The following is a 24,247-nucleotide window of genomic DNA, read 5'->3' on the forward strand; positions in this document are numbered from 1 at the left end:
TGTTTCTAAAAAAAAACACTCTTCCTGCTGGACAAACATACCCGCAGTTTTAAGAGTGCTTTTTTGATAAAGTATATGCTGATTTTCAGTTGACTTTTATTACTTAGGAAGAAAGATTTTGAATGTTGTTCCTTTTCCTTCTTGGCTGTCAACGGTTATTGTACCGTGATGCGCGTTGATTATTTCTTTGACCACCGCTAGCCCCAGGCCTTGTCCTTGAAGTTCGCTGTTACGCGACGGTTCAACTTGGTAAAAGCGTTCGAAAATATATTTCTGTTTATTTTCTGGAATGCCTTCTCCATTATCTTTCACGGTGATGATCTGTTCATCAGAAGTTTGAAGTGAAAGTACACTGATCCTGCCGCCTTTTGAAGTGAATTTTATAGCATTAGACAAAAGATTCGTCATGACTTGTTCCAGCTTGTTTCTATCTGCTTCAATGATACCAAATTCAGCTTCCAGTTCTAACCTGATGTTTTTCTCCTCAGCAAGGGCTTCAAAAGCAAGCAGTGTCATCGAGAGAAATTCTTTGATATCAAACCTTTCCAACGTCAGCTCGTTGTTGCTCTCTTCTACATCTTCCAGCTGATCGATCATTTTTATCAAATGAGTCAGACGAATGACTTGGCGGTTCAGACTGTTCAGCCGTTCGGGCGTCGCTTCCCATACTCCATCTATCATAGCTTCGATATTCCCCTGAAGTGTGGTCAGTGGTGTCCTTACCTCATGAGCAAGATCTGAGATCATCTGGTTGCGAATCCTTTTCTGTTCAGCTAATTGTGCGGCCAGTGCAGACACACTCTGCTCAAGCTGATAGAGTTCTCTTATTTCTTCGCTGTCTGTCAGAGCTGCTCCTTCTATTTGTCCTTGGGCAATTTTTTGAGTCTTTAAACTGGTTTTGGCAATAGGATCACTTAAACGTCTTGATATTAAATAAGCGATAATACAGGCTACAATGATTGAAAATATTCCCATCGTAATGATCAGCATTGTCAAGTCATCTATAAATTCCGCCTCTTCTACTGTATATCCCTGAAAACCGGGATAAGAAAGGACTGCGGAGCCAATCACTTCTCCCTGGGAATATATATCCACTCTTTCTTCTGTCCATCCCTCTCTGACCCCCATCATTTCTTCAGACATCATGTGCATATGATCTTCCATTTCATTTGACTGACTGTAGATTTCATTTCCAGCTTCATCAATGACACGCATAAGCATTCCAGACGAGTGCATTGCATGCATGGAATTTTGAGTCAGCGAAGAAAGGATATCGGTATCCCACTGGTTATCGCTTTGATACGCACTTTCTACCGCTTCTACGAGAGAGGCTTTTTCTGCTTCGTAACGATCACCTATATAATTACTGAATCGATTCTCTGTGGTCTGAAACATTAAAAGACTGAACAGAGCAATAATCACAGTGCTTCCAATTAAAATATAGGTAAACAAATGACTAAATAGTGTTTTCTTCATGTGCCACCCCAAATCGATATCCGCTGCCGTGTACCGTTTCGATATAGACAGGCTTTTTTGGATCAGGTTCTATTTTAGCTCTCAAATTTTTTATATGGGAATCGATTACACGATCCATAGCTGTCGCTTCCAGTCCTTTTACTTTTTCCAGCAACTGTTCGCGTGAAAAAACATGAAAAGGTTCTTTAGCCATTATAATCAACAGTTCAAATTCCGTGTGAGTAAGGACAACTCTTTTTCTATCTGACCTTACTTCTGCTTTTTCTGGAACAACAACCAGTGCGCCGTTATTGAATACCCATTTCTCACTTTTATCTAAACGTCCTGTTCTTCTTTGAACCGAATCGATACGTGCCATAAGTTCTCTGGGGCTGAACGGTTTAGTTATATAGTCGTCTGCCCCTAATTTCAAGCCTTTTACTACGTCTTTTTCATTGGATCGAGCGGTCAATAGGATAATGGGAACGTCTGATGTTTTTCTTATTTCCTCACTGATTTCCCATCCCGAATAATCCGGCAGCATAATATCAAGAATAACAAAATCCACCTGGGTCGTATCCATTATCTCAAATGCTTCTCGACCATTTTTGGCAAGATAAACAGAGTGCCCTTTCGCAATTAAATATGCTTCTATAATTTCGAGAATAGATGGTTCATCGTCGACTGCTAGTATATTCATGCATGATTCCTCCTTTAATGTCATATACTTTGTAAGTACGAGTCACTTTGTTTCGACTTTTTTAGTCACTTTTTATTGATCTGGTTTCCAGTCTTAAAATACCTGAGTGATTCCTATTTTCGAGACAGTTTTTATTATCGTAAGTTCAATTTAATTCTATCATTTATTTACCATGAAACCTATCATTCAGAATAGCAAAAAGTTATGGAGAGTTTATGGAGACGGTTTTATCATCATTACCGTCGGGTACTCCATTTTGAGCTTATAAAAAAATAGAGACAGAAAACAGGTTTGTTTTCCCCCTCTATTTGATCTTATTGTATTTTGCTAGTTATTCAAACACGCCCTTATTTGATGTATCCCATAGGGTCAACAGCAGTTCCGTCTTTTCGTACTTCAAAATGCAAGTGGACACCTGTCGAGCGCCCTGTTGTTCCCATAATGCCAAGCTGCTGGCCTTGAGAAACGCTTTGTCCGGGAGAAACACTCAAATTAGGCTGCATGTGAGCGTATAATGTAGAATAACCATCACCATGATCGATAATCACTGAATAGCCATAGGTATCTGAAAATTCTGCTGATGATACTGTTCCTGCACGCGAAGCGACGATAGACCCTCCACCAGCGATATCAGTTCCGCCATGTAAGGATTCTTGTTCTCCAGTGACAGGGTGAACTCTGTAACCAAAGGATGAGGAGATTCTTCCTTCAGCAGGTCTTATCCATCCATTGCTTTCTGGTTCTTCATTTTCCTTTGTCTCTTTGGAAGAAGTTGTGACTTCCTCTTTTTTCTCCTTTTTCTCTTTTTCCTGTTTTTCTTTTTGCTTGTTTTTTTCTTTGGCTGAGCGTTCTGCTTCTTCTTTGTCGTTTTCCTCTTTAAAGATACGCTGCTTTTCTGCTTTCACTTCTTCATCCGAGCTGCTCGTACGTTCTGCTATAATATTTTGTTCATTAATGAAAGTTTCTTTTTCTTTATCCGTCATATCATACTCTTTGGCGATTTCTAAAATTTTATCATCCAGCGCGTTCCGCTGTTCGATCATATCATTGCGACTACTCAACATTGATGCTTTTACTCTGGCTAGCTCTTTCTGATCATTATCCAGATTTTCCCTGGCTTTTTCCAGCGCATTCTGATTTTCCGTTCGTTTGATTTTATTCTCTCGTTCAGCAACAGCTGATTTATTTGCTTCATGCCATTTTTTAACTATATCCGTCAAGCTTCCAGCCTCTTTGATCGTTTCAAAAAAGCTTGCCGATTCTATTTTTTCCTTGTCCTTGGTGTCCTGTTCCAGTTGTTTTTCCAATTGAGTGATTTCTTTTTTATATTTTTTCATTTCTTCATTAAGTCTTTCACTGTCTTTTTCAAGTTCTATAATATTTGTTACGTCGGCATCGATCGCTGTTTGTGCACTGGTCACTTCTTTTTTGAGCAGTGCTGCTTGTTTAACTTCTAAATATTCCGAGTTTTCCGAGGCCTCCGCACCTGTCAGATGCATCATTGATCCAGTCAGTACGAGTGCAGTCATTAAAGTCAATGCAAATTTTTTGTTCAATTAAAGCTCCCCATTCTTTGTGATTCTTTTCAGTTGATTATAATTATAAAGTGGCTGATTCATTTAATATAGTTTTTACGTTAATATTCTCATATCTTTCACTCGAACGAGTATAGCATGAATACCTCTATTTTAACATTTTATTTATGTAACAAATTGAACGGTTTTTGTCATCCAAACGTATTATAATGACAAAAAAGGTTTCCTTTTCCCCAGGATCGATTATCACTCGGTTTTATGACTGCTGTAAAACTTGAAAGTAAAAAAGAGCAGACATAACAAGTAATTTTCTCTACTTGTCACATCCACCCTTTTTATATTCAGTTTCAGCTATGGCTGACTATTCATAAAGCGTTCCAGCTTATTTCAATGCTGAAAGTCTCATACTAAAGTTGCATGTCATAGCACACTGGTTTCATTTAATTGCTCAAACGCCTGTTTACCAATTCCAGTCAAATGATCCATGCATTTCATTCATCCATGAGTTGACGCTGTTAACGGAATTATCAGTAAAATCTCTCATATAACCCCACATATTTTCAAAGAAGTTCGTTGAGTAGTTCAGCTCATCTCTCTCTCCATCTTCATTTGAAGAGTCCAGCCATCCCCACGTCGTTCTGTGAGCGTTTCTCCAGCTGTGATTGTTTCTATCATTATAGTCTGATCTTCTGCTTTCGTATTGATTTCTATCTTCTGTTACAGGTCTTCTAGTGTCATTCCGGTTTCTATTGGATCGGTTCCATTCTTCATTTCTAAAGTTTCTTCCATGCATTCCACCGCCTGACATATGATCGTTCATGACTTCATTATGGTTTGCCCAATCATCATTCACACTGTTATACCCATTCATTTCGGCTGAAACGTCCATAGTCTGACTGTCTGTGAAACTCAATCCTGCTAATCCTAATGCTACGACACTGACGCTAACTACTTTTCTTTTCAACATATTATTCATCCTTCTATGATTTCTGTAATTACAGTATTAAAAATAAATATGGAGAAAATATGGATTGATATAAGTTATTTTTTTTTTTGATTGTTTTTACTCTGTATCATCTTTTTATCTCATTTTTTGAATCAGAAAATCCTTCATGAGTAAGATAAAGGTTAAGATCTGCAGGCAGGGAGTCGGTGAGTACACGTTCTGCATTCACTTTATCTGTTGTTTCATAATGGTTGATTGCCTCTTCAACGCTCGCTCCACCTAATTGTTTTCGGTCGATCAATCGTTTCTTCAGCCTTTCAAGTTTCGTATCGATGAATAGTGTGTAATCAGAATAGTTTTTCAATGACCGCCATCCTTCTTGATTCAAAAGTAAATAATTGCCTTCAATCAAGACAATATTTGCATCCACGCTCCTTGTTTCTTTGGAAACATCATGAAGTGCACGGTCGTAAATTGGCCAGTTTACGGATGGTTGTTCCTTGAGCTCGATGATTTTCTTTTCAAAAGCTTCAAAGTCAAATGTCTCAGGAATACCCTTAAATTTTTTCAAAGGAAGTATTTCTCCATTTTTCATAATCGTATGTTTTTCTAAGTAAGCATTGTCATGGTGGAAACCATCCATCGGTACTGTCTGAAAGGAATAAGGCCTTTCTTTTTCATCATAAAGCTCTTTTAAAAACAGAGCCAGAGTCGTTTTCCCAGCTCCAGGTGGCGCTGCTAAATAGACGATAATGCGTTCTTGCTTTTTCTTTCTGAGTCTTACAAGTGTATCAAGTAAAGGTTTAAAGATATATTCTACTTCACTTTTTCTAAACGAGACTTTTATCTTATGGCCCGTTACATTATACGTTTTATTTATCACTGATCATCCACCTCGCTGTATCCAGGGATATCTTGAGGCTCATAGTACACTTCTTCCATACATAAGCCGGTCGGTGATGCCGTGGGTCCTGCTGCTTCTCTATCTTTTTTGGTAATGATTTGCTCAATAGTATTCGGCTCCCGGCGCCCATCTGCTATCTGAAGCAGTGTTCCCATTAATATGCGAATCATATTATACAAAAAACCATTCCCAATAAAAGTAAATACCCATTCATTCGTTTCTTCATTCACTTCCACTGATGCTTTGTAAATCGTGCGTACCTTATCTTCTTTGTCAGAATGTGTCGATGCAAAACTTGTGAAATCATGTGTCCCTATGAGGTGTTTTAGAGCCTCTTCAACTTTTGATTTGTTCATCGGATAACGGTGATGATGACTAAAGTGGCGGAAGAAGGGGTTCTGAAACCGACTATTATGAACACGGTAAACGTATTTTTTCCCTTTCGCCATGTACCGTGCATGAAATGAATCGTCCGCTCGGTCAAGGTCTAAAATAGTAAGGTCAGAAGGGGTGCTGGCATTCATTCCAGTCATGAGTCCGACCGGGTCGATTTCAAAAGGAAAGTCAAAATGAACGATTTGTCCGCTGGCATGAACACCCGAATCTGTACGCCCGGCACCATAAATACGAATCTTTTCTCCCTTGGCTAGGAGTGTGAGAGCCTTTTCCAGTTCACCTTGAACTGTGCGCTGATCGGGCTGGATTTGAAAGCCGGAAAAATGAGTACCATCATACAGAATCCTTGCCTTATATCTTGAACCAGTCATAATTATCTTCCTTTTCATATTTATGTAAAGTATTTTCCTTTTTTAAATAGTGATTTTGTCGGTCAGCTGACAAAATCTGCCTTATAAGAGAGATTTCGTGCCAGGCTTAATTGCTTTCTTAAGCAGTTTAGATCTGTATTGTCGAAACTGATGAAGATAAACGCGTTGCTTATGCAGTTTCTGTTTTATTTGCCGAAACTGATAAAGATAAACGCATAGCTTACGCAGTTTCACTCCCATTCCGAGAAACTGATGAAGATAAGTCCGTTGCTTTTCCAGTTTGCGTCTCATTCGGTTAAGCTGGTGAAGAAACACTAGTAACTTACCTATTTTTAATAAAAGGAAAAGGATAAAGATGGCTATCTTTATCCTTCTGAATTAAGTTCTTAAAACAAACAATAAAACGGAGAGTAGTGCAAAGGTAACCATTACGGCAGTATCTCGGCCGCTCCAGGCTAGTTGCCGGTATTTTGTCCGACCTTCGCCACCTTTATATCCACGTGCTTCCATCGCTGTTGCCAGCTCTTCTGCCCGGTTGAACGAGCTCACGAACAGGGGTATCAGTAAAGGAACGATTGCCTTCATTTGCTCGTAGATGTTTCCTTCTCCAAAATCGATCCCGCGAGCTCTCTGGGCATTCATGATTTTTTCTGTTTCATCCATCAGCGTCGGTACGAAACGCAACGCAATCGACAGCATCAGTGCAATTTCATGAACCGGCAGTTTGATTGCGGCAAAGGGTCTCAGTAAAAACTCTATTGCATCTGTTAAAGAAAGCGGCATCGTTGTCAAAGTCAGAATCGTCGACATGAAAATGATGAGGACGAAGCGAAGAAAAATGAAAACTCCATTCAATAATCCTTCTTCAGAAATGACAACAGGGCCAAATCGAAACCAGATCGTCTGTCCACTCGTGAAAAGGATCTGGAGGACAACTGTAAACAGGATAAGCCAGATAAGTGGCTTAACTCCGTTAATAAAGAATTTCGGGTTGATTTGGGTTAATTTGACCGCAGCCAGGACAAAAGCAACCATCGCTACATAAGATATCCAGTTATTCGCCAGAAAAATGATGATAATGAACCAGATCGCACCCAGCAGTTTCGTACGCGGATCTAGTCTGTGAATCAGGGAGTCCCCGGGTATATACCGCCCGAAAATCAATTTATCCATCATAAAGAACCACCTCCATTAGAAGGAAGTCTATTAATAATTTGTTCAGCCAGCTCATCTGTTGTCAGTGGCAGTGAATCAAATGTCCAATCAAATTTTTTTTCAAGTTCACGAGCGAATTTCACAGTAGAAGGAACACCGAGCTGCATACTCGCTAACCAATCAGCTTCTTTAAATATCTCCTTAGGGTGACCTTCTTTCATGACTGTCCCTTTCTCAAGGACGATCATATGATCTGAATAAGCGGCTACGTCATCCATTTGATGTGTAACGAGAATTATCGTTAATCCTTTATTTTTATATAAATCGTAAAACATCGTCATGATTTCTTTACGTCCCTGCGGATCCAGCCCTGCTGTCGGTTCATCCAAGACTAATACTTCTGGTTCCAAAGCCAACACACCTGCAATGGCCACACGTCGCATCTGTCCACCGGATAAATCAAATGGCGATCGATCCATAAACGTTTCGTCTAATCCAACCAACGGAAGTAGTTCGCGTGCTTTTAGGAGCCCTTCTTCTTCTGTCGACCCAAAGTTTTTAGGACCAAAAGCAATATCTTTTCCCACCGTCTCTTCGAACAACTGTGCCTCAGGAAATTGAAACACGATCCCGACTTTTTTACGGAGGGATTTGAGTCCTTTATTATCAGATGCATTCGTGATCACACGACCCCCAATAGTTACAGTCCCCTCGGTCGGTTTCTTCAATGCGTTCAAGTGCTGAAGAACGGTCGACTTGCCGCTCCCAGTATGACCCACGATCGATGTGAAAGAACCATCTTTAATGGAAAGATCGATATCATAGATAGCCTTACTTTCAAATGGCGTTCCTTTCTGGTAAGTAAAGCCTACATCCTGGAAATAGATGTCCATAACCAGTCCACCATCCCTTCTTCAGTTAAATAGTCATCAGGCACGCTTAATCCTTGTTTTTTTAAAGAAGCTTTCAAGCGTTCCGGGAAGGGGAGATCAAGTCCCATCTCCACTAGCTGTTCTCCATAAGAAAAAATCGTTTCCGGAGAACCTTCTTGAATCATCTTACCGTCTTTCATTACCAAGATACGTGTAGCAGCCGCTGCTTCATCGATGTCGTGTGTAATAGACAAGACAGACAGGTGCTCTTCTTCCTTCACTTCTTTTACTGTACGGAGGACTTCTTCTCTTCCCTGGGGATCCAGCATGCTGGTTGCTTCATCTAAAATCATGATAGCTGGGCGCAAAGCAACGATACCTGCAATCGCCACTCGCTGTTTTTGACCACCTGAGAGGCGGGCTGGTTCTCTTTCAGCAAATTCAAGCATATTGACCTTATCCAGAGCATTCCTTACGCGGTCGATCATTTCGTCACGCGGTATGCCCAAGTTTTCCAGTCCAAAAGCCACATCATCCTGAACCGTTGATCCCACAAACTGATTATCAGGATTCTGGAACACCATACCTACCATTTCACGAATAGACCAGACATTTTTCTCATTAAGCATCAATCCGCCTACTTTTACTTCACCGCTGTCAGGATCAATAAGTCCATTGATCGTTTTAGCTAAAGTAGACTTGCCGGAACCATTCGGCCCGATGATGGCGACCCATTCACCTTTGTTGATAGAAAAAGAAACATCCTGTAAAGCAGGACGCTGATCTTCATCATCGTATTTATATGTTATGTTATCTAAACGAATAATTTCAGTCATGATTTACCCTCTACTTTTTATTCAGCCTCAAGCTTTTATTTTGTTACTGGTGGGATGTCTTGACAGTTAGTCAACAGTACAAGATTACCAAAAAAGACCTGATATCACAATAGCAAACACCGCTGCAATCCTTTACAATGGTGAAACTTCTAGATTGAGCAAGATCAGAAATTGCTTCTTCTTAATACTTATTATTACTATGTATGGTTGTTTTTTATATAAAAAAACACTTCATGATATATGGTGTTTCTCCTGAGGTGACCTCAGGAGAAACTGAGCTAGACACTTGAAAGAATATCTTTCATCATCATAACGCTCATCATACATCCAAAGTGGTTTTGGTTATAGTTTATTGAACTTTAATTATTCAGCGTCTTCATCGTCTGAAACAACTGTTTTTTCTACTAATTCCAAAACAGCCATTGGTGCTCCGTCTCCACGACGAGGTCCCATTTTCAAGACACGTGTGTATCCTCCGTTGCGTTCTGCAAAACGAGGAGCTATGTCGCTGAATAGTTTTTGCAGTACAGTTTGTACTATGATTTCGTCTTCAGTCTCTGATACAGTTGCCAGTTCGTTACGTACAAATGTAGCAGCTTGACGACGAGCGTGTAAATCTCCACGTTTACCTAATGTGATCATCTTGTCTGCAATCGAAGATACTTCTTTTGCACGAGTCACAGTTGTCACAATACGTTCGTTGATCAGCAGATCAGATACTAAATCACGAAGCATTGCTTTACGCTGAGAACTAACACGTCCTAATTTACGATAAGCCATTGGTCGAAATCCTCCTTAAATACAAATTATTCTTCTTCGCGTAAGCCTAAGTCCAGCTCGCCAAGTTTCAGCTTTACTTCTTCAAGTGATTTACGCCCCAAATTACGGACTTTCATCATCTCAGGTTCAGTTTTATTCGTTAATTCTTGAACAGTGTTTATGCCAGCACGTTTCAAACAGTTATAAGAGCGCACAGATAGATCCAATTCTTCAATAGTCATTTCAAGCATTTTTTCCATTTGTGTTTCTTCTTTTTCGACCATTATTTCTGCTTCGCGTGCTTCTTCTGTCAAGTTAACAAAGATATTTAAGTGTTCAGTCATGATCTTAGCTGCAAGACTGACACCATCTTCTGGAGAAATCGATCCGTCTGTCCAAACATCAAGCGTTAACTTGTCATACTGTTCTTTTTCTCCAACACGTGTATTTTCGACATGGTAATTCACACGGCTGATCGGGGTATATATCGAGTCAACTGGTAATACACCAATCGGCATATCATCGTGTTTGTTGTGTTCAGCACGTACGTATCCTCTGCCTTTTTTTGCTTCCATGCGCGCATGTAAGTGTCCACCTTCAGAGACTGTACAAATATATAGATCCGGGTTCATTATTTCAACATCGCTGTCAAAAATAATATCTGCTGCTGTAACAGTAGCAGGCCCTTCTATATCGATTTCAATGGTTTTTGTATCTTCAGAATACAATTTGAGTGCAAGTTTTTTCAAATTCAATATGATGGCAGTGACGTCTTCAACTACACCATCAATCGCAGTGAATTCATGCAGAACACCATCGATCTGTAAAGTTGTGACGGCTGCACCTGGCAAAGATGACAAAAGAATTCGACGCAGGGAATTTCCTAAAGTTGTCCCGTATCCGCGTTCAAGCGGTTCAACGACAAACTTACCGAATTTTCCATCTTCACTGATCTCAACTGTTTCTATTACCGGCTTTTCAATTTCGATCATATAATCCGTTTACCCCTTTCAAAACGTTAATCCACGCTATCTCTAAAACGACATCTATAATAGTTGCTATTATACGCGACGACGTTTTGGAGGACGGCAACCGTTGTGTGGTACCGGTGTTACGTCACGAATTGCAGTGACTTCTAATCCTGTAGCCTGCAATGAACGGATCGCAGCTTCACGACCAGAACCAGGGCCTTTTACAGAAACTTCGATTGTTTTCATACCATTTTCCATACTGCCTTTTGCAGCAGCTTCAGCAGCCATTTGAGCAGCAAAAGGAGTCGATTTACGAGAACCTTTGAAGCCTAGTGCGCCTGCAGAAGACCAGGAAATTGCGTTCCCATGTGCATCTGTTATCATTACGATTGTATTGTTGAATGTTGAACGGATGTGTGCTACGCCATGTTCAATATTCTTTCTCACTCTACGCTTACGATTACGAGCGGGTCTTTTTACTTTAGCCATTCGTCGATTGACCTCCTAACTTTAGGTAATTATTTTTTCTTGCCGGCAATAGCGACTGCTCTGCCTTTGCGCGTGCGCGCATTGTTTTTTGTGTTCTGTCCACGTACTGGTAAACCACGACGGTGACGGATGCCACGGTATGATCCAATTTCGATCAAACGTTTGATGTTCTGGCGAACTTCACGACGAAGATCTCCTTCGATTTTACGCTTGTCTACTTCAGCACGGACTGCATCTAATTGATCGTTTGTTAATTCACGGACACGAATTTCTTCTGGAACATCTGCAGCTGCTAAAATTTCTTGAGCTGTTGTTTTACCGATTCCATAAATATAAGTTAAAGAAATGACGATATGTTTGTCACGTGGAATATCTACACCTGCTATACGAGCCATGTCTATGCACCTCCTATTTTAAAATTATCCTTGACGTTGTTTGTGCTTAGGATTTTCGCAAATAACCATTACTCGGCCATTACGACGGATCACTTTACACTTGTCACACATTTTTTTGACTGATGGTCTTACCTTCATGAACTTTCCCTCCTCGATTTCTTCCGGAGTCCTAAGTTTATTTAAATCGATACGTAATGCGTCCACGTGTTAAATCATATGGAGACATTTCAACCGTTACCTTATCCCCAGGCAGAATCCGGATGTAATTCATACGAATTTTGCCAGAAACGTGCGCTAGAATTTCGTGACCATTTTCAAGTTCTACTTTGAACATTGCATTTGGTAATGTTTCTAGAACAGTTCCTTCAATCTCTATAACATCATCTTTTGCCACGCCTGGTTACCTCCTTTGACATCTCGCTTTTGTACGCATGAATAGAGCGAGTGCTTTTAGCCTCACTTTATTTTATGCTCTAATAGTTGTTTGGTTTTATTCTTTTTGACGCTCGTACTATTATATCATGCATACATAACCATTGCAAGGATTTATCATAAAACATCGGACTACTTAGTTTAATATATCCACAATGTCCGAAAAGACTTGTTTTGGACTTTGTTCCCCATTAATTTCTCGTACCAGACCGAGATCACTGTAATGCTTCGCCAGTTTTTCAGTCTGTTCTTCGTTTACATCGATGCGTTTTTCAACGGTTTCCGGCTTGTCATCTTCTCTTTGATAGAAATCATGTGAGCCGCACTTATCACAAGTTCCTTCCACTTTTGGTGGATTTGTGACTTTATGATAGGTCGCACCACAATTAGAACACATGAACCGGCCAGTTAAGCGTTCCATCAGAATATCTTTCGGTACTTTGATGTAAAGAACGTGATCTAATCTTCTGTTTGATGAAGAAAGCGCCTGCTGCAGGGCGTGTGCCTGATTCAATGTACGCGGATATCCATCCAGAAGAAAACCGCTCCGAGCATCTTTTTCAAGAAGACGTTCTCTTACTATGCCGTTTGTCACGTCATCTGGAACGAGTTCGCCTTTATCTATATACTCTTTTGCTTTCAAGCCAAGTTCTGTTTTGTTTTTCATGGCCGAGCGAAACATATCCCCCGTTGAAATATGAGGAATATTGTATCTTTCAGAAATACGAGACGCTTGGGTCCCCTTACCAGCTCCAGGAAGACCTAATAGGATCAAATTCATTGTGCTTCCTCCTTATTTTTTTACTTGTTTCATCAATAAATGGAAAAAAGATCGATTTACCACTAGGATCGCATTGATTGATTCAAGGGCAAATCGTCTTCATTCAAATTCAATAGTCGCTTAAGAGCGCTGGATGAAACCTTGGTAGCTCTTCTTACTCAATAGTCCTTCCAATTGTCGCATCGCGTCAAGTGACACACCTACTACAATGAGTAAACTAGTTCCTCCTAAAGCAAGTGATCCAGGAAGATTGAATAAAGCAGAAGCAATAATTGGAAGCAGTGATATGGTTCCTAAATAAATGGCTCCCACTGTACTTAAGCGAACAAGCATGTAGCCGATGTACTCTTCAGTTGCACGGCCTGGACGAATGCTTGGGATGTAGCCGTTTTGTTTCTGCAAGTTTTCTGCGGCCTTTTCAGGATTGACCTGAATGAACGCATAAAAGTACGTAAACAAGACGATAAGTACTGTATATAAAACAGCACCCGCTGGTTCCTGTAGGTTAAATATGCTGTTTAACACTTGATACCAGCCGGCATCCTGATTCCCCTGGGCAAAATACCCTAGAATAATCTGTGGTGTCATGAGAAATGAACTAGCAAAAATAACCGGGATAACTCCAGCTGAGTTCACCTTAAGAGGTAAAACAGCACTATCTTTCGTCGTGTTTGCACGTTTGGAATAACGTACAGGAATATTACGCTTTGCATTTTCAACAAAGGTAACGAGTAACACAAGTAAGACGAATACCACAGCGATCGTTATTGCAAGAGCCCATGCACTGGCGATCTCATCGCCGGCATTTCTGATTTGTGTATTGTAGAACTGAACAATATCCTGAGGGAAACGGGCAACGATCCCTGAGAAGATAATGAAAGATACGCCATTGCCGAAGCCATGAACAGTAATCATTTCACCTAACCACATGACAAGCATCGTACCTGCTGTCAGGATAATTGCAATGGTTATATATGTTGCCGGCCCGGGATCACGAACAAGACCCAGACCTGTTAAAGCGTTGAAACCATAAGAAATACCGATAGCCTGGAAAAATGCTAAGAAAATCGTTAAATAACGTGTAGCCTGATTTAACTTACGACGACCAACTTCTCCTTGTTCAGACCATTCTTTGAACTTCGGAATAACATCCATCTGCAAGAGCTGAATGACAATAGACGAAGTAATGTAAGGTGACACACCTAAAGCAAAGATAGAATAACTGCTCAAGGCTCCACCACCGAATGTATCTAACAAGTTGAATAAACCAGAACTGGACAGCTCTCCTAAGGAATCTGCGTTAACGCCGGGAACAGTTAAATGCGTTCCCAAACGAAAAACGATCAAAATCCCTAGAGTGAACAGCACCCGATTGCGAACATCTTTTTCTTTAATAACACCTTTTATCAGCTCGATCATCCTTAGATCACCTCTACTGATCCACCGGCAGCTTCGATCGCTTCTTTAGCTGCTGAAGAAAACTTGTTAGCTTTCACAGTAAGTTTATGATCGATGTTTCCTTTCGCCAAAACCTTAATACCGGATTTTTTATTCTTGATTACTCCTGATTCAACAAGAACGTCTGGAGTAACTTCTGTACCTTCTTCAAATTGGTTTAAAGTATCCAAATTGACGATGGCAAATTCTTTACGGTTAAAGTTCGTAAATCCACGTTTTGGTAGTGTCTGGAATAGTGGTGTTTGTCCACCTTCAAACCCTAAACGAACTCTTCCACCTGAACGCGCTTTTTGTCCTTTTTGACCACGACCAGCTGTTTTTCCGTTACCAGAAGAAGATCCACGACCTACACGGTTACGTGATTTACGTGATCCTTCTGCGGCTTTTAATTCATGAAGTTTCATAAATCTTGGCACCTCCTTTAGTTAGACTCTTTGCTCACTAGACTTCTTTAACATCTACTAAATGAGCGATGTGTTTAATTGCTCCTCTTACTGCTTCGTTATCAGGTCTTACAACAGATGAATTCATCTTTTTAAGGCCTAATGATTTAACTACTTGATGCTGATTTTGAGGACGACCAATTAAACTGCGTTTTAACGTAATTTCCAAGTTTTTCATTGTGTCATCTCTCCTTATCCAAGTATTTCTTCTACAGATTTTCCACGAAGCTTAGCTACGTCTTCTGCACGTTTCATTTGATTGATTCCATCAATAGTTGCACGAATCATGTTGATCGGTGAACTAGACCCAACAGATTTAGAAGAAACGTCTTGTACGCCGGCTAATTCCAGAATCGCACGTACTGGACCTCCAGCAGAAACTCCAGAACCAGCTGTCGCAGGTTTTAGAATGATATTTCCGCCGCCGTGACGTCCTATAACTTGATGGGGTAGTGTTGTTCCAACGATCGGCACTTCCACTAAGTTGGTTTTCGCTGCTTCTATCGCTTTACGGATTGCTTCCGGTACTTCCTGGGCTTTACCTGTACCAAAGCCAACATGTCCATTTCTATCGCCTACTACTACTAGAGCAGCAAAACGCAAACGACGTCCACCTTTTACAACCTTAGTTACACGATTGATTTCAACTACGCGATCTTCAATATCCAATTTAGATGCATCGATATGAGTTGCCATATACTTTTATTCCTCCTTTTCTCTAGAATGATAGTCCATTTTCACGGGCTGCGTCTGCCAATGCTTTGACACGGCCATGGTACTGATATCCTCCGCGGTCAAATACAACGACCGAGATATCTTTGTCTGTTGCACGTTTAGCTATTAATGTTCCTACTGCAGCAGCTTCTTCAACTTTCGAATCCCCTGAGACGTCAGTATCTAAGGAAGATGCACTTGCGAGCGTTACACCCTCTACATCATCAATTAATTGAGCGTAGATGTTTGTATTTGAACGAAACACACTCAAACGCGGGCGCTCAGCAGTACCAGAAAGATTTCTGCGAATGCGTTTATGTCTTTTTTGACGTAATTTGTTTTTATCTGGTTTTGTAATCACAATTGTCACCTCTTTTTCAAAATTCTCATACTTATGAGATAGTCAAGCAGCAGTAAAACCGATAATAATAGTGTCAGAATCATTATACTATTATTATAGAGTTTACTATTTACCTGTTTTACCTTCTTTACGACGTACGTTTTCGCCTCTATAGCGAATTCCTTTACCTTTATAAGGCTCAGGCGGGCGTACGGCACGAACATTAGCAGCCAAAGCTCCAACGTGTTCTTTATTTGCGCCTTTTATTGAAATAACAGTATTAGACGGTACGTCAACGGTTAAACCTTCAACTGCATCAAATTCTACTGGGTGTGATAGTCCAACGTTTACGACCAGTTTGTCACCTTGCTTTTGTGCACGGTAACCAACACCATTCAATTCAAGAACTTTTTCAAATCCAACAGTCACACCTTCTACCATGTTGTTCACGATAGCACGCGTTGTTCCGTGGATCGTACGACTAGCTTTTGATTCGTCAGGACGTTCAAACGTCATTTGGTTATCTTCAACTTTAACATCAATAATTGGGCTGATTTCACGGCTCAATTCTCCGTTTTTCCCTTTAACTGTGATCACGTTTCCGTCGATGTTTACATCAACACCTTCTGGAAGCGTAATTGGTTGTTTTCCGATACGGCTCAAAGTCCGGCACCTCCTTCATCTTTCTAGCTGATTACCAAACGTATGCGAGGACTTCTCCCCCGATATTTTTAGCACGAGCTGTTTTATCTGTTACGACACCTTCTGATGTGGAAACAAGAGCTATTCCTAGTCCGTTCAACACTTTAGGCATTTCTTCTGCATTGACATAAACGCGTAAACCAGGTTTTGAAATACGCTTTAAGCCTGTAATAACACGTTCATTGTTTTGACCATATTTCAAGAATACGCGGACAATGCCCTGTTTGTCATCTTCCACAAATTCAACATCCTTAACGAAACCTTCTGATTTCAGGATATCGGCCATACCTTTTTTTAAGTTAGATGCAGGAATTTCAACTTTCGTATGACGTGCATTGTTAGCATTCCTTATACGAGTTAGGAAATCTGCGATTGGATCTGTCATGACCATTCGTTGTAGCCTCCTTTACGGCAAGTTTTCGTTTAGTTTACCAGCTTGCTTTTTTCAAGCCTGGGATTTCACCTTTATAAGCTAGCTCACGCAAGCAAATACGGCATAATCTGAATTTTTGGTATACAGCACGCGGACGTCCACAACGCTGACAGCGGGTATACTCACGTGTCGAAAACTTGGCTGGTTTTTTGTTTTTTTCAATCATTGCTTTTTTAGCCATTTTTACAATTACCCTCCTAATAGGTAGTCTAGGTTATTTCTGGAACGGCATTCCCATTTGTCCAAGTAATTCACGTGCTTCTTCATCAGTATTAGCGGATGTAACGATTACGATATCCATACCGCGTACTTTATCTACATCATCATAGTTGACTTCAGGGAAAATCAACTGTTCTTTGATTCCCAGCGTGTAGTTACCGCGTCCGTCAAAAGCGTTTTTGCTTACTCCTCGGAAGTCACGTACACGTGGCAATGCAACAGTTACTAATTTATCTAAAAAGTCATACATACGATTTCCGCGCAAAGTTACTTTTGTACCGATCGGCATACCTTCACGTAAGCGGAATGCAGCAATAGATTTTTTTGCACGAGTAATTACTGGTTTCTGTCCAGAAATCAATGTTAATTCTTCTACTGCTTTATCTAAGTTTTTAGTGTTTGATACAGCCTCACCAACACCCATGTTGATAACGATCTTTTCAACTCTTGGTGCCTGCATAATTGAACTGTAGTCAAATTTCTCTACCAATGATTGACGTACATCATTGTTGTATTTTTCTTTAAGGCGTGTCATTATGAATGCCCTCCTTTCCTACATTTAATTAAAGTGCTTCGCCAGATTTTTTAGCGTAGCGAACTTTTTTTCCATCTTCTACTTTGTAGCCTACACGTGTAGGCTCATTAGAACTCGGATCGATCAATTGAACGTTGGATACGTGAATTGGTGCTTCTGTCTCAACAATTCCGCCTTCTTGTCCCATACCAGTAGGACGGATATGTTTCTTCATGATGTTGAGTCCTTCAACAATCACTTTGTTCTGTTTTGGCATAGCGGCTAAAATCGTACCTTCTTTGCCTTTATCTTTACCTGCGATTACCTTAACTTTGTCTCCTGTTTTTACAAACATTCTCTAGCGCACCTCCTTATGACGTTTATCGGAATTATAATACTTCCGGAGCTAACGAAACAATTCTCATAAAGTCATTCTCACGTAATTCACGAGCAACTGGTCCGAAGATACGTGTTCCACGTGGTGCTTTGTCTTCACGAATAATTACACATGCATTTTCATCAAATTTAATATAAGAACCATCTGGACGTCTAGCACCAGATTTTGTACGAACGATTACTGCGCGAGCAACGTCCCCTTTTTTAACAACGCCGCCTGGTGTTGCATGTTTTACAGTAACAACGACTTCGTCACCTATATTAGCGTATCGAGCGCCTGCGCCACCTAAAACCTTAATAACCAGCACTTCACGTGCACCAGAGTTATCAGCGACTTTCATACGACTTTCTGTTTGAATCACGTTAGGATCCTCCTTTCAAACTCACGATAAAGCTTTCTTTATCGTTGTGTAGCTCCCGGTTCCCCGGTTTTCTTTTACAAAATTACTGATTCTTCAACCACTTCTAATAAACGGAAACGTTTATCTTTAGACAATGGTCGAGTTTCCATGATTTTAACAATGTCGCCCATTTTAGCCGTATTGTTTTCGTCATGTGCTTTGAATTTTGTTGAGTATTTGATACGTTTTTTGTATTTTGGGTGTTGTTTTTGCGTAGCGATTTCAACAACGATGGTTTTATCCATTTTATCTGAAGTCACTTTGCCTTGATACACTTTACGATCATTACGTTCAGCCATTTTTTAGCCTCCTTTGAATAAGCTATTCCTTTGATGCTTTACTGAGCCATTTCAGCCTGTCGCAAAACAGTTTTAACACGCGCGATGTTTTTACGTACCTCACTGATACGTGCGGTGTTTTCCAATTGTCCAGTAGCTAATTGAAAGCGTAGGTTAAATAGCTCTTCTTTGAATTCTGCTTCTTTTTCAATCAATTCAGTAGTGGATAAGCTTTTTAATTCATTAGCCTTCATTTGAGTCACCACTTTCTTCACGAGTTACTACTCTAGTTCTAACCGGTAGTTTGTGTGAAGCTAAACGCAAAGCTTCGCGAGCGACTTCTTCAGATACGCCACCGATTTCAAACATGATTTTACCACGTTTGACAGGGGCTACCCAGCTCTCAGGAGCTCCTTTACCAGAACCCATACGAACACCAATTGCTTTAGCTGACACTGGTTTGTGAGGGAAAATCTTAATCCATACTTTCCCACCACGTTTCATATAACGAGTCATCGCTATACGAGCTGATTCGATTTGTCTACTTGTGATCCATACAGAATCAACTGCTTGTAATCCATATTGACCGTATGCTATTTCTTTGCCGCCTTTTGCTTCTCCACGCATTTTACCACGGAATTCACGACGGTGTTTTACACGTTTTGGTACTAACATTGATTATTTCCCTCCTTTCTTGTCTTCCTTTACTTCAGGAAGAATTTCTCCTTTATAGATCCATACTTTGACTCCGATTTTTCCGTATGTTGTGTCGGCTTCTTCGTTAGCAAAGTCGATGTCTGCACGAATCGTATGCAATGGAACGGATCCTTCTGCAAAACTTTCGCTGCGGGCAATATCTGCACCGTTTAAACGGCCTGCTACCATTGTACGGATACCTTTAGCGCCTGAACGCATTGTACGCTGGATCGCTTGTTTCTGTGCACGTCGGAACGAAATACGGTTCTCCAATTGTTCCGCAATACTTTTAGCTACTAATGTCGCATCCATGTCTGGACGTTTGATTTCCACGATATTCACGTGTACACGTTTGCCTGTTAGATTGTTTAATCCGTTTCTCAAAGCATCAACTTCTGATCCACCTTTACCAATGACCATTCCTGGTTTAGCAGTGTGAATAGACACATTGATTCTGTTTGCTGCACGTTCGATTTCCACACGAGAAATAGAGGCATCACTTAGTTTATCAGCAATGTACCTGCGAACGGCAAGGTCTTCATGTAATTTGTCTGCAAAATCTTTTTCTGCGTACCACTTAGCATCCCAATCTTGAATGACGCCAACACGCATACCATGAGGATTTATTTTTTGTCCCACTAATTACCCCTCCTTCTTCTCTGATACCACTACAGTAATGTGGCTTGTTCTCTTGTTTATACGTGAAGCTGCACCTTTAGCACGTGGACGGAACCTTTTTAAGGTTGCTCCTTCGTTTACATAAGCTTCGCTTACGACTAATTCTTCAATATCCATATCATAGTTATGTTCAGCATTTGCAATGGCTGACATTAAAACTTTTTCTACCGCTTCCGCTGCTCCTCTGTTAGTGAAGCGAAGGATAGAAATAGCTTCTGCAGCACTTTTCCCTCTGATGGTATCTACAACCAAACGTGTTTTACGTGGTGCGATGCGAACCATGCGAGCAGTTGCTTTTGCTGCCGTTACTGTTTCTGCCATGAATGTATCCTCCCTTCGCTATTAACGTTTCGTTGTGCGGTCGCCTTTTGCGTGTCCGCGGTACGTTCTTGTAGGTGCAAATTCACCTAGTTTATGCCCAACCATGTCTTCTTGAACATAGACGGGTACATGCTTTCTTCCATCATATACGGCAATGGTATAACCTACAAAGTTCGGAAAGATAGTTGAACGACGTGACCATGTTTTGATAACACGTTTGTTGTTGTCATCCATTTCGCGAACTTTTTTCATCAAATGATCATCGACGAAAGGTCCTTTTTTCAAACTACGGCTCATGTATTGCCCTCCTCTTGGGTTTTTCCCATAATATTACTTTTAGACTTATGATTTTACTTATTTTTTCTTTTTACGACTACGTACGATAAGTTTATCTGAACGGTTATGTCCTTTACGGGTGATTTTACCAAGTGTTGGTTTACCCCATGGAGACATTGGGCTTGGGCGACCGATCGGTGCTCTACCTTCACCACCACCGTGCGGGTGATCGTTAGGGTTCATTACAGATCCACGAACTGTCGGACGTTTACCTAGCCATCTGCTGCGACCAGCTTTACCGATATTGATCAGTTCATGCTGTTCATTACCAACCGAACCCACTGTTGCACGACAACTTGATAAGATCAAGCGTGTTTCACCTGAACTCAACTTAACGAGTGCGTATTTACCTTCTTTACCTAATACTTGAGCTGAAGTTCCAGCTGAACGAACGAGTTGTCCGCCTTTACCAGGCTTCATTTCAATATTGTGTATAAACGTACCAACAGGGATATTTGTTAATGGCAGTGCATTCCCTACTTTGATATCGATGTCAGTACCGGAATAAATGCTTGTACCTACTTTGATTCCTTTTGGTGAAAGAATGTAAGTTTTTGTTCCATCTTCATATTGTACCAATGAAATATTTGCGGAACGGTTTGGATCATATTCAACAGTTTTAATAATACCGCGAACGCCATCTTTTTGACGTTTGAAGTCGATCACACGATATTTATGCTTGTGGCCTCCGCCTTGATGACGGACAGTGATTTTACCAGCATTGTTACGTCCGGCACGTTTAGGGTTTGGTCTCAACAAACTTTTTTCCGGTTTGCTGGTTGTGATTTCAGCAAAATCTGACCCTGTCATGTTACGACGTCCATTTGTGGTAGCTTTGTATGTCTTAATTGCCACGTTATTCCCCTCCTTGTTAAACTAGTTTTTCAAGAATTTTATTTTAGATATTGTTTTATTCTTCTTCGCCGAATAATTGAATATCATTTGAATCAGCTGAAAGAGTCACGATTGCTTTTTTACGTTTTTTGGTGTGACCTTCATAGCGTCCCATGCGTTTTGGCTTAGGAGCTGTATTGATAACATTGACTTTATCAACTTTAACATCGAATAATTCTTCGACAGATTTTTTAATGTGAGTCTTTTTAGCGCGAACATTCACTTCGAATGTATACTTTTTATCATCCATAGCATACATAGAAGCTTCAGTAATGATCGGGCGTAGAATTACGTCTCGTGCATCCATTATTGAAGAGCCCCCTCTACTTTATCCAGAGCAGACTTCGTCAAGATGAGTGAGTCATGTGCAACAACATCCAGCACGGATACATTGTCAGGAGCGACAACTTTTACTCCTGGTATATTTCGTGCAGACAATCTTGCAAATTCATTGTCATCTTCCAAAACAACTAATGCTTTTTTACCAGCTTTCAGGTTATTCAGCACAGCTCTGAATTCTTTCGTTTTTGGTGCGTCGAAGTTTAAACTGTCTAATACAATGATGTCTTCACTGTTTGCTTTTGCAGATAGTACAGATTTAATGGCTAAGCGACGTACCTTTCTTGGTAATTTATATGAGTATGAACGTGGTGTCGGTCCGAAGACTACGCCACCTCCACGCCATTGAGGTGATCGGATAGAACCTTGACGGGCACGTCCGGTACCTTTTTGACGCCATGGTTTACGTCCTCCGCCACGTCTTGCGCTACGGTTTTTTACTGCATGTGTTCCTTGTCTTAAAGACGCACGCTGCATAGTGACCGCATCAAAAACAACTGCTTCATTTGGTTCGATACCAAATACTGCATCGTTCAATGTCACATCACCATTTTGCGTTCCGTCTTGTTTAAATAACGTTACTGTTGGCATTCTGCTTGTCCTCCCTTCCTACTTATTACTTGTTAGCTTTTTCTGCTGATTGTATTTGAACTAATGATTTTTTAGATCCTGGTACGTTACCTTTGACCAATAGTACATTGCGTTCTGTATCTACGCGTACGATTTCAAGGTTTTGTACAGTGACCTGATCTCCACCCATGCGGCCAGCTAATTTCTTGCCTTTAAATACGCGGCCAGGATGTGTAGCCATACCCATTGCACCAGGACGACGGTGATAACGAGATCCGTGAGTTTCAGGTCCACGACTTTGTCCGTGACGCTTGATAACCCCTTGGAATCCTTTACCTTTAGAAGTCCCTGTAACATCAACGATGTCACCTTTTGCAAATGTGTCTACTTTAATTTCATTTCCAACTTCGACGTCCCCTAGCTCAGCATCTCGTAATTCCTTAATGAAGCGCTTAGGAGCCGTGTTAGCTTTTTTAACATGACCTTGTGCTGGTTTGTTAGATAAAACATCACGTTTATCTTCATACCCTAATTGCACAGCATTGTAACCATCTGTTTCAGCAGTTTTAACTTGTAAAACCGTGTTAGGCTGAACTTCGATTACTGTAACAGGTAATAATTCTCCTGCTTCGCTGAAAATTTGAGTCATTCCAACTTTTTTTCCTAAGATTCCCTTGGTCATGAGTACACCTCCGTTATATGATAGTTTTTTATTGATTATAATTTGATTTCAATGTCTATACCTGATGGTAAATCAAGTTTAGTTAACGCATCGACAGTTTTCGCTGTTGGATTCAAGATATCCACTAAACGTTTGTGTGTGCGCATTTCGAATTGCTCGCGTGAATCTTTATATTTGTGTGGCGAACGGATTACAGTAAATAATTTACGTTCAGTAGGCAATGGAATTGGTCCAGAAACGTCTGCCCCAGTTCTTTTTGCTGTTTCCACAATTTTGTCTGCTGATTGATCAAGTACGCGATGTTCGTAAGCTTTCAAACGAATACGTATTTTTTGTTTTGCCATGATTTTCCCTCCTTCGCTTATTTAAGAAATAAACCTAGCTCCACGAAAATTTCCAACCACCCTCCATGGCAATGCATCCGGGCGTGTCACAACCTCTCGCTTCCTAGCCTCGGCTCCATGAGGTACCCCTCTTGTTTGAATGATGTGCTAAACCTTGATGGCATGCACTTTTGTTCAAAAAAGAAGCGTTTCTCACAGACACCTTAACTAGTATACAGACAATGAATAATATAATCAAGTTTTTTTCTTTCTTTTTTTAAAAATGTATTGCATAGTTTTTAGCTTAAAGACTTTCAGCTTCATTTCCGGGAGAATCTGTCTTGAAACATTGGTTAAGCGGCGACTGAATCCTTCTCTGAGCTCACTCAACTGATTATGCTAAGTGAGTTCGACATCTCAACGTCAAAAGTGCTTACTCGAATACCTACTGTCTCGTGAGTTCGACATCTCAACGTCAAAAGTGCTTACTCGAATACCTACTGTCTCGTGAGT

Annotated in this window: 38 protein-coding genes; all 38 read right to left on the bottom strand. The window is 40.6% G+C overall.

Annotated elements, in window-relative coordinates; genetic code table 11:
* Positions 1–99: 99 nt before the first annotated feature.
* The 38 genes from AKA01nite_RS06755 to rpsJ all read right to left on the bottom strand — a co-directional run bounded on the left by AKA01nite_RS06755 (position 100) and on the right by rpsJ (position 23,755).
* Positions 100–1,476, bottom strand: coding sequence for a sensor histidine kinase (locus AKA01nite_RS06755; RefSeq protein WP_146924567.1), 1,377 nt, complete (start codon positions 1,474–1,476; stop codon positions 100–102).
* Complete coding sequence (locus tag AKA01nite_RS06760) at positions 1,457–2,155, bottom strand: response regulator transcription factor (protein ID WP_146924568.1); 699 nt, start codon at positions 2,153–2,155, stop codon at positions 1,457–1,459. Before AKA01nite_RS06760 ends, AKA01nite_RS06755 begins: the two co-directional genes overlap by 20 nt.
* 347 nt (positions 2,156–2,502) lie before the next feature.
* Positions 2,503–3,711 (bottom strand): peptidoglycan DD-metalloendopeptidase family protein, encoded by a 1,209-nt coding sequence (locus tag AKA01nite_RS06765; RefSeq protein WP_146924569.1) that lies wholly within the window; start codon positions 3,709–3,711, stop codon positions 2,503–2,505.
* A 439-nt stretch (positions 3,712–4,150) separates the two neighbouring features.
* Positions 4,151–4,657, bottom strand: a complete 507-nt coding sequence (locus AKA01nite_RS06770) for a hypothetical protein (RefSeq protein WP_146924570.1) — start codon at positions 4,655–4,657, stop codon at positions 4,151–4,153.
* A gap of 106 nt (positions 4,658–4,763) precedes the next feature.
* A complete protein-coding gene (locus AKA01nite_RS06775; protein ID WP_146924571.1) occupies positions 4,764–5,519 on the bottom strand; it encodes a nucleoside/nucleotide kinase family protein in 756 nt (251 codons plus the stop codon).
* Positions 5,516–6,307, bottom strand: coding sequence for a tRNA pseudouridine(38-40) synthase TruA (gene truA / locus AKA01nite_RS06780; protein WP_146924572.1), 792 nt, complete (start codon positions 6,305–6,307; stop codon positions 5,516–5,518). The genes AKA01nite_RS06775 and truA overlap by 4 nt, the downstream gene beginning before the upstream one ends.
* A 378-nt stretch (positions 6,308–6,685) precedes the next feature.
* Positions 6,686–7,483 (bottom strand): energy-coupling factor transporter transmembrane component T family protein, encoded by a 798-nt coding sequence (locus tag AKA01nite_RS06785; RefSeq protein WP_146924573.1) that lies wholly within the window; start codon positions 7,481–7,483, stop codon positions 6,686–6,688.
* Positions 7,480–8,355, bottom strand: coding sequence for an energy-coupling factor ABC transporter ATP-binding protein (locus tag AKA01nite_RS06790; RefSeq protein ID WP_146924574.1), 876 nt, complete (start codon positions 8,353–8,355; stop codon positions 7,480–7,482). Before AKA01nite_RS06790 ends, AKA01nite_RS06785 begins: the two co-directional genes overlap by 4 nt.
* Entirely contained in the window at positions 8,331–9,170 is an 840-nt protein-coding gene (locus AKA01nite_RS06795) for an energy-coupling factor ABC transporter ATP-binding protein (RefSeq protein ID WP_146924575.1), read from the bottom strand. The genes AKA01nite_RS06790 and AKA01nite_RS06795 overlap by 25 nt, the downstream gene beginning before the upstream one ends.
* Before the next feature lie 363 nt (positions 9,171–9,533).
* On the bottom strand, positions 9,534–9,950 hold the full coding sequence (gene rplQ / locus AKA01nite_RS06800) for a 50S ribosomal protein L17 (protein WP_146924576.1): 417 nt from the start codon (positions 9,948–9,950) through the stop codon (positions 9,534–9,536).
* 26 nt (positions 9,951–9,976) lie between these two features.
* The gene (locus AKA01nite_RS06805) at positions 9,977–10,921 is read right to left on the bottom strand and encodes a DNA-directed RNA polymerase subunit alpha (RefSeq protein ID WP_146924577.1); all 945 of its coding nucleotides are present in this window, start codon (positions 10,919–10,921) and stop codon (positions 9,977–9,979) included.
* Positions 10,922–10,990: 69 nt separating this feature from the next.
* Positions 10,991–11,389: a 30S ribosomal protein S11 gene (rpsK, locus tag AKA01nite_RS06810; RefSeq protein ID WP_146924578.1), complete on the bottom strand. Its 399-nt coding sequence runs from the start codon at positions 11,387–11,389 to the stop codon at positions 10,991–10,993.
* A 29-nt stretch (positions 11,390–11,418) separates the two neighbouring features.
* A complete protein-coding gene (gene rpsM / locus AKA01nite_RS06815; protein ID WP_146924579.1) occupies positions 11,419–11,784 on the bottom strand; it encodes a 30S ribosomal protein S13 in 366 nt (121 codons plus the stop codon).
* Positions 11,785–11,808: 24 nt separating this feature from the next.
* Positions 11,809–11,922: a 50S ribosomal protein L36 gene (gene rpmJ / locus AKA01nite_RS06820; protein WP_034299928.1), complete on the bottom strand. Its 114-nt coding sequence runs from the start codon at positions 11,920–11,922 to the stop codon at positions 11,809–11,811.
* 37 nt (positions 11,923–11,959) lie between these two features.
* Complete coding sequence (gene infA, locus AKA01nite_RS06825; protein ID WP_034299926.1) at positions 11,960–12,178, bottom strand: translation initiation factor IF-1; 219 nt, start codon at positions 12,176–12,178, stop codon at positions 11,960–11,962.
* 174 nt (positions 12,179–12,352) lie between these two features.
* Positions 12,353–12,997, bottom strand: a complete 645-nt coding sequence (locus AKA01nite_RS06830; protein ID WP_146924580.1) for an adenylate kinase — start codon at positions 12,995–12,997, stop codon at positions 12,353–12,355.
* A 120-nt stretch (positions 12,998–13,117) separates the two neighbouring features.
* Entirely contained in the window at positions 13,118–14,416 is a 1,299-nt protein-coding gene (gene secY / locus AKA01nite_RS06835) for a preprotein translocase subunit SecY (RefSeq protein ID WP_146924581.1), read from the bottom strand.
* 2 nt (positions 14,417–14,418) lie between these two features.
* Positions 14,419–14,859 (bottom strand): 50S ribosomal protein L15, encoded by a 441-nt coding sequence (rplO, locus tag AKA01nite_RS06840; protein WP_146924582.1) that lies wholly within the window; start codon positions 14,857–14,859, stop codon positions 14,419–14,421.
* A 37-nt stretch (positions 14,860–14,896) separates the two neighbouring features.
* The gene (gene rpmD, locus AKA01nite_RS06845) at positions 14,897–15,076 is read right to left on the bottom strand and encodes a 50S ribosomal protein L30 (protein WP_091635931.1); all 180 of its coding nucleotides are present in this window, start codon (positions 15,074–15,076) and stop codon (positions 14,897–14,899) included.
* A gap of 14 nt (positions 15,077–15,090) precedes the next feature.
* Positions 15,091–15,594 carry a 30S ribosomal protein S5 gene (gene rpsE, locus AKA01nite_RS06850; protein ID WP_146924583.1) on the bottom strand — a complete coding sequence of 168 codons (504 nt, stop codon included), beginning with the start codon at positions 15,592–15,594 and terminating at the stop codon, positions 15,091–15,093.
* A 22-nt stretch (positions 15,595–15,616) separates the two neighbouring features.
* Positions 15,617–15,982 carry a 50S ribosomal protein L18 gene (gene rplR / locus AKA01nite_RS06855; RefSeq protein WP_146924584.1) on the bottom strand — a complete coding sequence of 122 codons (366 nt, stop codon included), beginning with the start codon at positions 15,980–15,982 and terminating at the stop codon, positions 15,617–15,619.
* A 96-nt stretch (positions 15,983–16,078) separates the two neighbouring features.
* On the bottom strand, positions 16,079–16,615 hold the full coding sequence (gene rplF, locus AKA01nite_RS06860; protein WP_146924585.1) for a 50S ribosomal protein L6: 537 nt from the start codon (positions 16,613–16,615) through the stop codon (positions 16,079–16,081).
* 31 nt (positions 16,616–16,646) lie between these two features.
* A complete protein-coding gene (gene rpsH, locus AKA01nite_RS06865) occupies positions 16,647–17,045 on the bottom strand; it encodes a 30S ribosomal protein S8 (protein WP_146924586.1) in 399 nt (132 codons plus the stop codon).
* 37 nt (positions 17,046–17,082) lie between these two features.
* Positions 17,083–17,268 (bottom strand): type Z 30S ribosomal protein S14, encoded by a 186-nt coding sequence (locus tag AKA01nite_RS06870; protein ID WP_146924587.1) that lies wholly within the window; start codon positions 17,266–17,268, stop codon positions 17,083–17,085.
* Positions 17,269–17,301: 33 nt separating this feature from the next.
* A complete protein-coding gene (gene rplE, locus AKA01nite_RS06875; RefSeq protein WP_281282444.1) occupies positions 17,302–17,844 on the bottom strand; it encodes a 50S ribosomal protein L5 in 543 nt (180 codons plus the stop codon).
* Positions 17,845–17,869: 25 nt separating this feature from the next.
* Positions 17,870–18,175, bottom strand: a complete 306-nt coding sequence (gene rplX, locus AKA01nite_RS06880; protein WP_146924589.1) for a 50S ribosomal protein L24 — start codon at positions 18,173–18,175, stop codon at positions 17,870–17,872.
* Positions 18,176–18,209: 34 nt separating this feature from the next.
* A complete protein-coding gene (gene rplN, locus AKA01nite_RS06885) occupies positions 18,210–18,578 on the bottom strand; it encodes a 50S ribosomal protein L14 (RefSeq protein WP_091635954.1) in 369 nt (122 codons plus the stop codon).
* 74 nt (positions 18,579–18,652) lie between these two features.
* The gene (gene rpsQ / locus AKA01nite_RS06890; protein ID WP_146924590.1) at positions 18,653–18,916 is read right to left on the bottom strand and encodes a 30S ribosomal protein S17; all 264 of its coding nucleotides are present in this window, start codon (positions 18,914–18,916) and stop codon (positions 18,653–18,655) included.
* Positions 18,917–18,954: 38 nt separating this feature from the next.
* On the bottom strand, positions 18,955–19,149 hold the full coding sequence (rpmC, locus tag AKA01nite_RS06895) for a 50S ribosomal protein L29 (RefSeq protein ID WP_091635959.1): 195 nt from the start codon (positions 19,147–19,149) through the stop codon (positions 18,955–18,957).
* Positions 19,139–19,570 (bottom strand): 50S ribosomal protein L16, encoded by a 432-nt coding sequence (gene rplP / locus AKA01nite_RS06900; protein ID WP_146924591.1) that lies wholly within the window; start codon positions 19,568–19,570, stop codon positions 19,139–19,141. The genes rpmC and rplP overlap by 11 nt, the downstream gene beginning before the upstream one ends.
* Before the next feature lie 3 nt (positions 19,571–19,573).
* Positions 19,574–20,230, bottom strand: a complete 657-nt coding sequence (gene rpsC, locus AKA01nite_RS06905; RefSeq protein WP_146924592.1) for a 30S ribosomal protein S3 — start codon at positions 20,228–20,230, stop codon at positions 19,574–19,576.
* A 3-nt stretch (positions 20,231–20,233) separates the two neighbouring features.
* Positions 20,234–20,590, bottom strand: a complete 357-nt coding sequence (gene rplV, locus AKA01nite_RS06910) for a 50S ribosomal protein L22 (RefSeq protein ID WP_091528672.1) — start codon at positions 20,588–20,590, stop codon at positions 20,234–20,236.
* A gap of 21 nt (positions 20,591–20,611) precedes the next feature.
* Positions 20,612–20,887, bottom strand: a complete 276-nt coding sequence (rpsS, locus tag AKA01nite_RS06915) for a 30S ribosomal protein S19 (RefSeq protein ID WP_091635967.1) — start codon at positions 20,885–20,887, stop codon at positions 20,612–20,614.
* A gap of 57 nt (positions 20,888–20,944) precedes the next feature.
* A complete protein-coding gene (gene rplB / locus AKA01nite_RS06920) occupies positions 20,945–21,781 on the bottom strand; it encodes a 50S ribosomal protein L2 (RefSeq protein WP_146924593.1) in 837 nt (278 codons plus the stop codon).
* Between the two features lie 55 nt (positions 21,782–21,836).
* A complete protein-coding gene (gene rplW, locus AKA01nite_RS06925; RefSeq protein ID WP_146924594.1) occupies positions 21,837–22,127 on the bottom strand; it encodes a 50S ribosomal protein L23 in 291 nt (96 codons plus the stop codon).
* Positions 22,127–22,750, bottom strand: a complete 624-nt coding sequence (gene rplD, locus AKA01nite_RS06930; protein WP_146924595.1) for a 50S ribosomal protein L4 — start codon at positions 22,748–22,750, stop codon at positions 22,127–22,129. Before rplD ends, rplW begins: the two co-directional genes overlap by 1 nt.
* A 25-nt stretch (positions 22,751–22,775) precedes the next feature.
* Positions 22,776–23,411 (bottom strand): 50S ribosomal protein L3, encoded by a 636-nt coding sequence (rplC, locus tag AKA01nite_RS06935; RefSeq protein WP_146924596.1) that lies wholly within the window; start codon positions 23,409–23,411, stop codon positions 22,776–22,778.
* Between the two features lie 35 nt (positions 23,412–23,446).
* Positions 23,447–23,755, bottom strand: coding sequence for a 30S ribosomal protein S10 (gene rpsJ, locus AKA01nite_RS06940; RefSeq protein WP_146924597.1), 309 nt, complete (start codon positions 23,753–23,755; stop codon positions 23,447–23,449).
* Between the last annotated feature and the right edge of the window lie 492 nt (positions 23,756–24,247).

This window comes from Alkalibacterium kapii, from assembly GCF_007988865.1.
Classification (GTDB): Bacteria; Bacillota; Bacilli; order Lactobacillales; family Carnobacteriaceae_A; genus Alkalibacterium; species Alkalibacterium kapii.

Coding starts and splice junctions, on each gene's coding strand:
- AKA01nite_RS06805 (WP_146924577.1), bottom strand. CDS start 10,921: ATGATCGAAATTGAAAAGCCGGTAATAGAAACAGTTGAGATCAGTGAA.
- truA (WP_146924572.1), bottom strand. CDS start 6,307: ATGACTGGTTCAAGATATAAGGCAAGGATTCTGTATGATGGTACTCAT.
- rpsS (WP_091635967.1), bottom strand. CDS start 20,887: ATGAGCCGTAGTTTGAAAAAAGGACCTTTCGTCGATGATCATTTGATG.
- AKA01nite_RS06790 (WP_146924574.1), bottom strand. CDS start 8,355: ATGGACATCTATTTCCAGGATGTAGGCTTTACTTACCAGAAAGGAACG.
- rpmD (WP_091635931.1), bottom strand. CDS start 15,076: ATGAAAAACTTGGAAATTACGTTAAAACGCAGTTTAATTGGTCGTCCT.
- secY (WP_146924581.1), bottom strand. CDS start 14,416: ATGATCGAGCTGATAAAAGGTGTTATTAAAGAAAAAGATGTTCGCAAT.
- rplV (WP_091528672.1), bottom strand. CDS start 20,590: ATGGCAGAAACAGTAACGGCAGCAAAAGCAACTGCTCGCATGGTTCGC.
- AKA01nite_RS06795 (WP_146924575.1), bottom strand. CDS start 9,170: ATGACTGAAATTATTCGTTTAGATAACATAACATATAAATACGATGAT.
- rpsJ (WP_146924597.1), bottom strand. CDS start 23,755: ATGGCAAAACAAAAAATACGTATTCGTTTGAAAGCTTACGAACATCGC.
- rpmJ (WP_034299928.1), bottom strand. CDS start 11,922: ATGAAGGTAAGACCATCAGTCAAAAAAATGTGTGACAAGTGTAAAGTG.
- rplO (WP_146924582.1), bottom strand. CDS start 14,859: ATGAAACTTCATGAATTAAAAGCCGCAGAAGGATCACGTAAATCACGT.
- rpsQ (WP_146924590.1), bottom strand. CDS start 18,916: ATGGCTGAACGTAATGATCGTAAAGTGTATCAAGGCAAAGTGACTTCA.
- rpsH (WP_146924586.1), bottom strand. CDS start 17,045: ATGGTCATGACAGATCCAATCGCAGATTTCCTAACTCGTATAAGGAAT.
- rpsE (WP_146924583.1), bottom strand. CDS start 15,594: ATGGCAACTCATATCGATGCATCTAAATTGGATATTGAAGATCGCGTA.
- AKA01nite_RS06785 (WP_146924573.1), bottom strand. CDS start 7,483: ATGATGGATAAATTGATTTTCGGGCGGTATATACCCGGGGACTCCCTG.
- rplX (WP_146924589.1), bottom strand. CDS start 18,175: ATGTTTGTAAAAACAGGAGACAAAGTTAAGGTAATCGCAGGTAAAGAT.
- AKA01nite_RS06755 (WP_146924567.1), bottom strand. CDS start 1,476: ATGAAGAAAACACTATTTAGTCATTTGTTTACCTATATTTTAATTGGA.
- rplQ (WP_146924576.1), bottom strand. CDS start 9,950: ATGGCTTATCGTAAATTAGGACGTGTTAGTTCTCAGCGTAAAGCAATG.
- rplD (WP_146924595.1), bottom strand. CDS start 22,750: ATGCCAACAGTAACGTTATTTAAACAAGACGGAACGCAAAATGGTGAT.
- rpmC (WP_091635959.1), bottom strand. CDS start 19,149: ATGAAGGCTAATGAATTAAAAAGCTTATCCACTACTGAATTGATTGAA.
- rplC (WP_146924596.1), bottom strand. CDS start 23,411: ATGACCAAGGGAATCTTAGGAAAAAAAGTTGGAATGACTCAAATTTTC.
- rplW (WP_146924594.1), bottom strand. CDS start 22,127: ATGGATGCACGAGACGTAATTCTACGCCCGATCATTACTGAAGCTTCT.
- AKA01nite_RS06770 (WP_146924570.1), bottom strand. CDS start 4,657: ATGTTGAAAAGAAAAGTAGTTAGCGTCAGTGTCGTAGCATTAGGATTA.
- AKA01nite_RS06870 (WP_146924587.1), bottom strand. CDS start 17,268: ATGGCTAAAAAAGCAATGATTGAAAAAAACAAAAAACCAGCCAAGTTT.
- AKA01nite_RS06760 (WP_146924568.1), bottom strand. CDS start 2,155: ATGAATATACTAGCAGTCGACGATGAACCATCTATTCTCGAAATTATA.
- AKA01nite_RS06830 (WP_146924580.1), bottom strand. CDS start 12,997: ATGAATTTGATCCTATTAGGTCTTCCTGGAGCTGGTAAGGGGACCCAA.
- rpsK (WP_146924578.1), bottom strand. CDS start 11,389: ATGGCTAAAGTAAAAAGACCCGCTCGTAATCGTAAGCGTAGAGTGAGA.
- rplP (WP_146924591.1), bottom strand. CDS start 19,570: ATGTTAGTACCAAAACGTGTAAAACACCGTCGTGAATTCCGTGGTAAA.
- rpsM (WP_146924579.1), bottom strand. CDS start 11,784: ATGGCTCGTATAGCAGGTGTAGATATTCCACGTGACAAACATATCGTC.